The sequence below is a fragment of the Sphingomonas sp. CL5.1 genome (genome assembly GCF_013344685.1).
Classification (GTDB): domain Bacteria; phylum Pseudomonadota; class Alphaproteobacteria; order Sphingomonadales; family Sphingomonadaceae; genus Sphingomonas.
The window spans coordinates 797233-805000 of the sequence record NZ_CP050137.1 but is presented as its reverse complement, the minus strand read 5'-3'; the positions used below and the strand labels follow the sequence as shown (position 1 = coordinate 805000).

5 protein-coding genes, 2 tRNA genes and 2 rRNA genes (1 of these 9 cut by a window edge) are annotated in these 7768 nt (G+C 65.6%); 7 read left to right on the top strand and 2 right to left on the bottom strand.

Annotated elements, in window-relative coordinates:
* The 3 genes from F9288_RS04040 to F9288_RS04030 all read left to right on the top strand — a co-directional run.
* Positions 1-1614 (top strand): 23S ribosomal RNA (locus tag F9288_RS04040) (it extends 1206 nt beyond the left edge of the window).
* A gap of 116 nt (positions 1615-1730) precedes the next feature.
* Positions 1731-1845: ribosomal RNA gene (rrf, locus tag F9288_RS04035) — 5S ribosomal RNA — on the top strand.
* Positions 1846-1984: 139 nt separating this feature from the next.
* Positions 1985-2061 (top strand) — tRNA-Met (locus tag F9288_RS04030).
* Between the two features lie 114 nt (positions 2062-2175).
* Here F9288_RS04030 and F9288_RS04025 read toward each other — a convergent pair.
* Both F9288_RS04025 and F9288_RS04020 read right to left on the bottom strand, forming a co-directional pair.
* Complete coding sequence (locus tag F9288_RS04025; RefSeq protein ID WP_174835423.1) at positions 2176-2790, bottom strand: septal ring lytic transglycosylase RlpA family protein; 615 nt, start codon at positions 2788-2790, stop codon at positions 2176-2178.
* 442 nt (positions 2791-3232) lie between these two features.
* Positions 3233-3307 (bottom strand) — tRNA-Gly (locus tag F9288_RS04020).
* A 123-nt stretch (positions 3308-3430) separates the two neighbouring features.
* On the opposite strand from F9288_RS04020, the gene F9288_RS04015 reads away from it, so the two are divergent.
* From F9288_RS04015 to F9288_RS04000, 4 genes are all read left to right on the top strand, one after another.
* Entirely contained in the window at positions 3431-4141 is a 711-nt protein-coding gene (locus F9288_RS04015; RefSeq protein WP_174835421.1) for a response regulator transcription factor, read from the top strand.
* The gene (locus F9288_RS04010; protein WP_254621070.1) at positions 4138-5454 is read left to right on the top strand and encodes an ATP-binding protein; all 1317 of its coding nucleotides are present in this window, start codon (positions 4138-4140) and stop codon (positions 5452-5454) included. The genes F9288_RS04015 and F9288_RS04010 overlap by 4 nt, the downstream gene beginning before the upstream one ends.
* A 69-nt stretch (positions 5455-5523) precedes the next feature.
* Positions 5524-6219, top strand: a complete 696-nt coding sequence (locus F9288_RS04005; protein WP_174835420.1) for a carbonic anhydrase — start codon at positions 5524-5526, stop codon at positions 6217-6219.
* Positions 6220-6251: 32 nt separating this feature from the next.
* Entirely contained in the window at positions 6252-7751 is a 1500-nt protein-coding gene (locus F9288_RS04000) for a SulP family inorganic anion transporter (RefSeq protein ID WP_174838848.1), read from the top strand.
* Positions 7752-7768: the final 17 nt, after the last annotated feature.

The following is a 7768-nucleotide window of genomic DNA, read 5'->3' as shown; positions in this document are numbered from 1 at the left end:
AGACGTGCACCGAAGCTTAGGGTGTGTCGCAAGACACGCGGTAGCGGAGCGTTCCGTAAGCCTGCGAAGCGATCTGGTAATGGGTCGTGGAGGTATCGGAAGTGCGAATGCAGACATGAGTAGCGATAAAGAGGGTGAGATGCCCTCTCGCCGAAAGACCAAGGGTTCCTGCGCAAGGCTAATCCGCGCAGGGTGAGCCGGCCCCTAAGACGAGCCCGAAGGGGGTAGTCGATGGGAATGCGGTTAATATTCCGCAGCCTGGTGGTGTGTGACGGATGGTGTGTGTTGTACGATCTTATCGGATTGATCGTGCCTCGAAGCTGTCCCGGGAAATAGCCCCACCGTATAGACCGTACCCGAAACCGACACAGGTGGTCAGGTAGAGTATACCAAGGCGCTTGAGAGAAGTGTCCTGAAGGAACTCGGCAAATTGCCTCCGTACCTTCGGAAGAAGGAGGCCCTCGTTTTGCGCAAGCAGATCGAGGGGGCACAGGCCAGGGGGTAGCGACTGTTTAGCAAAAACACAGGGCTCTGCTAAGTCGGCTTCAAGACGACGTATAGGGTCTGACGCCTGCCCGGTGCCTGAAGGTTAAGTGGAGGGGTGCAAGCTCTGAAATGAAGCCCAGGTAAACGGCGGCCGTAACTATAACGGTCCTAAGGTAGCGAAATTCCTTGTCGGGTAAGTTCCGACCTGCACGAATGGCGTAACGACTTCCCCACTGTCTCCAGGACATGCTCAGCGAAATTGAATTCTCCGTGAAGATGCGGAGTACCCGCGGTTAGACGGAAAGACCCCGTGCACCTTTACTGCAGCTTCAGAGTGGCATTAGGAAGGAACTGTGTAGCATAGGTGGGAGGCTTTGAAGCATTGGCGCCAGCCGGTGTGGAGCCATAGGTGAAATACCACCCTGTTGTTTTCTGATGTCTAACCTCGATCGGTGAAGCCCGATCAGGGACCCTCTGTGGCGGGTAGTTTGACTGGGGCGGTCGCCTCCTAAAGAGTAACGGAGGCGCGCGAAGGTTGGCTCAGGACGGTTGGAAACCGTCTGTTAGAGTGCAATGGCATAAGCCAGCCTGACTGCGAGACTGACAAGTCGAGCAGAGACGAAAGTCGGTCATAGTGATCCGGTGGTCCCTCGTGGAAGGGCCATCGCTCAACGGATAAAAGGTACGCCGGGGATAACAGGCTGATAACCCCCAAGAGCTCATATCGACGGGGTTGTTTGGCACCTCGATGTCGGCTCATCACATCCTGGGGCTGGAGCAGGTCCCAAGGGTTTGGCTGTTCGCCAATTAAAGTGGTACGTGAGCTGGGTTCAGAACGTCGCGAGACAGTTTGGTCCCTATCTGCCGTGGGCGTCGAAATTTGAGAGGAGTTGACCCTAGTACGAGAGGACCGGGTTGAACGTACCTCTGGTGTACCTGTCGTCGTGCCAACGGCGCAGCAGGGTAGCTATGTACGGACGGGATAACCGCTGAAAGCATCTAAGCGGGAAGCCTCCCTCGAGATAAGATTTCTCAGGACGGTGGTAGACCACCACCTTGATAGATCGGATGTGGAAGCGCGGTAACGCGTGGAGCTAACCGATACTAATTGTCCTATTCGCGCTTGAGAGTCCCGCCATCAATGACAGCCCTGGGCTGAAATGATGACGTGGATGATCCAGTCGAAGCCAGAAAAGTGCGCGCATCGATTTTATACCCTTTCCCAACGCTCACCTGCTTCATTGCCTGGTGGCCATAGCGTCGGTGTCCCACCCGATCCCATCCCGAACTCGGACGTGAAACCCGACAGCGCCGATGGTACTATCGCCTAAGCGATGGAAGAGTAGGTCGTCGCCAGGCATTGCAGCCGGTGAGCATGGGAAAACCCACAGAACCCATTCACAATCAAAGCCCCGCAAGGGCGCTACGACGCCTCCGCTCGCACGGAGGCGTTTGCTTTTGCGGGAACACGCGGCCATATACGCCGCACACATGGTGACGCGGGGTGGAGCAGCCCGGTAGCTCGTCAGGCTCATAACCTGAAGGTCACAGGTTCAAATCCTGTCCCCGCAACCACCAATGTGAAAAATCAAACCTCCCCGGATCGCGCTCAGCGCAAAACGCTGCTTCGTCAAATTTCGCCCACCCAGGGCGACCGCCTGGCGATCTCGGTTGTTCTGACGGCCGACATCACTGCCTGACGATTGCCATCCCCTTATACTGGCTACTACCCGTCCGGCTCATCACGCCAGCGAGTTGCGCGCGCAATTCTTCCAACTCGGACGGACGCAACGGCTCGAGCGGACCAGCGGGCTTTCCGGCGCGGAGTCGCGCGCGGTCCTTCTCGGACGGGTCGATACGGCGCACACGCACCGGAGCGTGGCCCTGTCCCTTGATACCGAGTTGTTCGGCCGCCCCGCGCGACAGATCGATAATGCGCTGCCCTGCCGCGAAAGGTCCGCGATCGTTAATCCGTACGATGATCCGGCGTCCGCTATCGAGCGCGGTCACCTCGACATAGGTCGGCAGGGGGAGCGTGGTGTGGGCGGCGGTGATCCAACCGGAACGGAAGCGCTCGCCGTTGGCGGTGCGGTTGCCGGATTCGGTACCGTACCAACTCGCATATCCGAGCGCATCATACGCCGGGGCCGCAGCGGGCACGTAGGTGGTGCCGCGGACAACATAAGGATGGCCGATCCTGACCGGCGTATCGCTCACCGGACGGTAGTTACCCCCCGCGCAGCCCGAGACGATCATGAGCAAGACAACGGTGCTCATGGCGCGGAGATTGGAATGTGCTGGCATGACGCGATCCTAGCTGCCTGGCGCGCCCGGATGAAGTCGTTCAAGCAACATGCGGACAGGGCCGTAGGGCGTCTGGGGCGGCCGGCTGATCTGGCATTCGCGAGTGTCTATGTCGTGCGTGTCTCATGGAGAGAAACGCCGGGACGGCTACCTATCGAGGCCGATTCGCCGCACGGCAAGTGCTATGTCGCGGAGCCGAAGTGCGAAATCGAGTTCAACAGCTTCCCCCTGTTTCAGTCTGATTGGGCCGTATCAATGAAACATCGCAGAAAGTAGGGTCTCACCGCCGCAAACGGCGGTGCGCCGCCGTACGATAGGGAACGACGAGCGCCGTGGTCCCCTGGACGAAATCCCACCCGGACGGACGGGGTAGTGATGCAGGACGACGGAGCAAGCCCCCGCTCGCCCGAAGGCAATCGACATACCGGTACATATAAGAAACTGGAGCGGGCGAAGGGATTCGAACCCTCGACCCCAACCTTGGCAAGGTTGTGCTCTACCCCTGAGCTACGCCCGCTCTGGCGCCTGGCCCGGAAGGTTCCGGGCGGGTGAGGCGCGGCCACTAGCAGCCGATTCAGACCTTGCCAACCCCCTTCGTCACGTTGACCGCATAACCGCTTCGCGATTAGGCCAGCACGCGATGACCGCCCCCGTGATCCTGCTAGTCGAGGACGATCCCGCGCTGCGCATGCTGACGGCGCGCGCGTTGCAGGAGAACGGCTTCGTCGTGCGTCCCGCTTCCGCCGCGCCGGAGATGTGGCTGGCGCTCGATTCGGGTCCGGTGGACCTCGTGCTGCTCGACATCATGCTGCCCGGCACTAGCGGCATCGACCTGTGCCGCGCGCTGCGCCAGAAGAGCGACGTGCCGATCATCTTCATGTCGGCGCGCTCCAGCGAGACCGATCGCGTCGTCGGGCTGGAGCTGGGCGCGGACGATTATATCGCCAAGCCGTTCGGCGTGCGCGAGCTGGTCGCGCGGGTACGCGCGGTGCTGCGCCGCCCGCCGCTCGATCGCCGTTCGGGCGAGGGCGATTCGGGGCTGTTGAGGTTCGAGGGCTGGAGGGTCAACCTGCCGCGCCGCGAGCTGATCTCGCCGACCGGCGCGGTGGTGGACCTGACGGGCGCGGAGTTCGACCTGCTCGTCGTGCTCGCCGACCACGCCCAGCGCGTCATCGCGCGCGAGCGGCTGATCGAGCTGTCGCGCACGCGGCTGGGGGACAGCTCGGATCGCTCGATCGACGTGCTGGTCAGCCGGCTCCGGCGCAAGCTTTCGGGCGCGGGCCACGCCGCGCCGATCGTCACGGTGCGCGGCGTGGGCTATATGCTCAACGTGCCGGTGGAGCGCAGTTGAGGCGGCTCGTCCCCTCGGTGGGCCTGCTCGGGCAGGTCGTCGCGATCCTGCTGCTGACGATGCTGATCGAGTTCGGCGTCTCGACCGTGCTCTACGAGCGCGCCAGCCAGTTCTCCGTGCGTGACGACGAGGCGCGGCGGCTGGCCGAGCATCTCGTCATCAGCCGGCGGCTGGTCGAGGAGCGCGCGCCGGCGGAGCGCACGGCGATGGCCGACGACCTCACCACCGATCGCTACGAGATCCATTGGGACCGCGAGCCGCCGCACGTCCCGCCGGTCGCGCCGACGCTGGACCAGATGCGGCGGCAGATCGTCGAATGGGAGCCGTCGCTCGGCGCGCGCGATCTGCGCATCCGGCTCGCCTCGCCGGGAGCCAGCTCGGCGGTGACCGGCGGATTGCGGCTGGATGACGCGAGCTGGCTGCATTTCCGCACGCTGGCGCCGGTCGCGCGGCTCAATTTCGGGCTGGAGCGGATCGCGCTGGCGCTGGTGCCCGCGATCGCGCTGATGGTGATCGGCGGGCTGATGCTGCGCCGCGCGCTGCTGCCGTTGCGGCGGCTGGCGGTCGCGGCGGATCGCGTCGGGCATGACGAGGTCGCGCCGGTGCCGGAGCATGGGCCGGGCGACGTGCGCCGCGTGGTGGCGGCGTTCAACCGGATGCAGGCCCGCATCCGCGCGCTGATCGACACGCGCACGCAGGCGCTGGCGGCGGTTGGGCACGATCTGCGCACGCCGCTGGCGCGGCTCCGGCTACGCACCGAATCGGTCGGGGATGCCGACACGCGCGGCGCGATCGAGCACGACCTCGCCGAGATGGAGGCGATGGTCACCTCGCTGCTCGCCTTCCTCGGCGGGGAGAGCGATCCCGAAATGCCGGTGCCGGTCGATCTCGCGGTGATGTGCGCGACGCTGGTGGACGATGCCAGCGATGCCGGGCGGGCGGCCGAATATGTCGGGCCGGATCATCTGGAACTGCGGCTGCGGCGTTCCGGCTTCAAGCGCGCGCTGACCAATCTGGTCGACAACGCGCTCCATTACGGCGACCGGCTGACGATCGCGCTGGAGGCCGACGCGGGCGGCGTGACGGTGCGGGTGATCGACGACGGACCGGGCATCCCGGAGGACAAGCTCGGCGAGGTGCTGCAACCCTTCGTGCGGCTCGATCCGGCGCGGCGGCGCGACACCGTCGGCTTCGGGCTGGGGCTGGCGATCGCGACGCAGGCGGTGCTGGCGGAAGGCGGCACGCTGACGCTCGCCAATCGCGCGCCGGGCGGGCTGGAGGCGGCGATCCGCCTGCCGGGACATAAAATTTAACAAACGCGCGGCGTCGCAGCAAAATTGCTCGCCTAGTTACCCTGCTCCATGACAACAGGAGCAGCTTCCGTGAATGAACTGATCGGCCGCGTCTTCAGCTTCGAGAAGCAGGTATTCCCGAACCAGCAGGCGCTTTATTCGCAACTGGCGACCCATGGGCAGAGTCCCAAGGCGCTGATGATATCCTGCGCGGATTCGCGCGTGGTGCCCGAGCATATCATGCAGGCGCAGCCCGGTGACCTATTCGTATGCCGCAACGCGGGCAACATCGTGCCGCCCTTCGCGACGATGAACGGCGGCGTCTCCTCGACGGTGGAATATGCCGTCGCGGCGCTCAAGGTGCGCGACATCATCGTGTGCGGCCATTCGGACTGCGGCGCGATGAAGGCGCTGGTGAGCCCCGAGCTGATGGAGGGGATGCCCAATGTCGCGGCGTGGTTGCGCCACAGCCATGCCGCGAAATGCGTGCTCGACGCTTCCTATCCCACGCTGGAGAACGGGGCGGCGGTGCGCGCGGCGAGCCTGGAGAACGTGGTGGTGCAGATCGCGCATCTGCGCACTCATCCCTCGGTCGCGGCCGGCATCGCGCGCGGCGAGATCGCGCTGCACGGCTGGTTCGTCGACATCCACGCCGGGCAGATGCTGGCGCTGAATGGCGATACCGGCCGCTTCGCCGCGGTGCGCGAGGATGCGCCGCTGCCCGTCGCCGTACGCGCCACCCCGCGCATCGCGGCCGATTTCTCGTGGGCGGAGGCGGCGGAGTGACGGAGGCGGCCATCCCCCGGCCCGGCGTCTCGATGCCGCGGCTGAAGTTCCTCGGGCGCGATCTCACCGCGTCGATCGTCGTGTTCCTCGTCGCGATGCCGCTGTGCATGGGCATCGCGGTCGCCTCCGGCGTGCCGGCGGAGAAGGGACTCATCACCGGCATCATCGGCGGCATCGTCGTCGGCGCGCTGGCGGGATCGCCGTTGCAGGTCAGCGGCCCCGCCGCCGGCCTCGCGGTGATCGTGTTCGAGCTGGTGCGCGACAAGGGCCTTTCCGCGCTCGGCCCGATCCTGATCCTTGCCGGCGCGATCCAGGTCGCGGCGGGCATCTTCAAGCTCGGCGGCTGGTTCCGCGCGATCAGCCCGGCGGTGGTCCACGGGATGCTCGCGGGCATCGGCGTGCTGATCGTCGTCGGCCAGTTCCATGTGCTGTTCGACGCCAAGCCGCTGTCGAGCGGTCCGGCCAATCTCGCCGCGATGCCCGGCCGGCTGCTCGGTCTCTCCGCCAGCAACATGGCGGCGGCGGAGCTCGCCTTCATCGTCGCGCTGGTGACGATCGGTGCGATGCTGGCGTGGGAGAAGTGGCGCCCCGCCTCGCTGAAGCTCGCGCCCGGCGCCTTGGTCGGCGTGCTGGCGGGGACGTTGCTGACGGTCGCGCTGGGGCTGGACGTGGCGAAGGTCGCGGTGCCCGAATCGATCATCGCCGCGATCGCGCCGCCGGAAAGCGGCTTCTGGGCGAAGTGGCTCGATCCCTCGGTGCTCGCCAGCGCGCTCGCGATCGCCTTCATCGCTTCGGCCGAGACGTTGCTGTCGGCGGCGGCGGTCGACAAGATGCACGACGGGGTGCGCACCGACTACAACAAGGAGCTGCGCGCGCAGGGCGTCGGCAACCTGCTGTGCGGTGCGGCGGGCGCGCTGCCGATGACCGGCGTGATCGTCCGCTCCTCCGCCAATGTGCAGGCCGGGGCGGTGACGCGCGCCTCGGCGATCCTGCACGGCGCGTGGATCCTCGGTTTCGTCGCGCTGCTGCCGTGGCTGTTGCGCGAGATTCCGATGGCGGCGCTCGGCGCGATCCTCGTCGTCACCGGCTGGCGGCTGGTGAGCCTGACCCACGCGAAGCATCTGTTGCGCGACCATGGCGTGCTGCCGGTGGTGATCTGGGCGGCGACGCTGATCATGGTGGTGGCGACCGACCTCTTGACCGGCGTGCTGGTCGGCATCGGCCTGTCGCTGCTGGAACTGCTGCCGCACTTCCGTCGCCTGCGCCTCAGGGTGGAGGAACGGACGGAGGATGAGGCGCACCATATCGCGCTCGACGGGGCGGCGACCTTCGTCAGCCTGCCGAAACTGTCCGACACGCTCGATCGCGTGCCGGCGGGCAGGCCGGTGCGGCTGGACGTCTCGCGGCTCGCGGCGGTCGACCACACCAGCGCCGAGATGCTGCGCGACTGGTTCCAGCGCCGCCGCGCCAGCGGGGCGCCGGTGGAGATGCTGGGCGCGACGCGTGGCCGAATCGCCACACTCGCCGGCTGAGCGCGTATCCAGCAACA

What these genes read in the sequence shown, in the direction of transcription:
- F9288_RS04025 (WP_174835423.1), bottom strand. Translation starts at nt 2,790, where the DNA reads ATGCCAGCACATTCCAATCTCCGCGCCATGAGCACCGTTGTCTTGCTC.
- F9288_RS04015 (WP_174835421.1), top strand. Translation starts at nt 3,431, where the DNA reads ATGACCGCCCCCGTGATCCTGCTAGTCGAGGACGATCCCGCGCTGCGC.
- F9288_RS04000 (WP_174838848.1), top strand. Translation starts at nt 6,252, where the DNA reads ATGCCGCGGCTGAAGTTCCTCGGGCGCGATCTCACCGCGTCGATCGTC.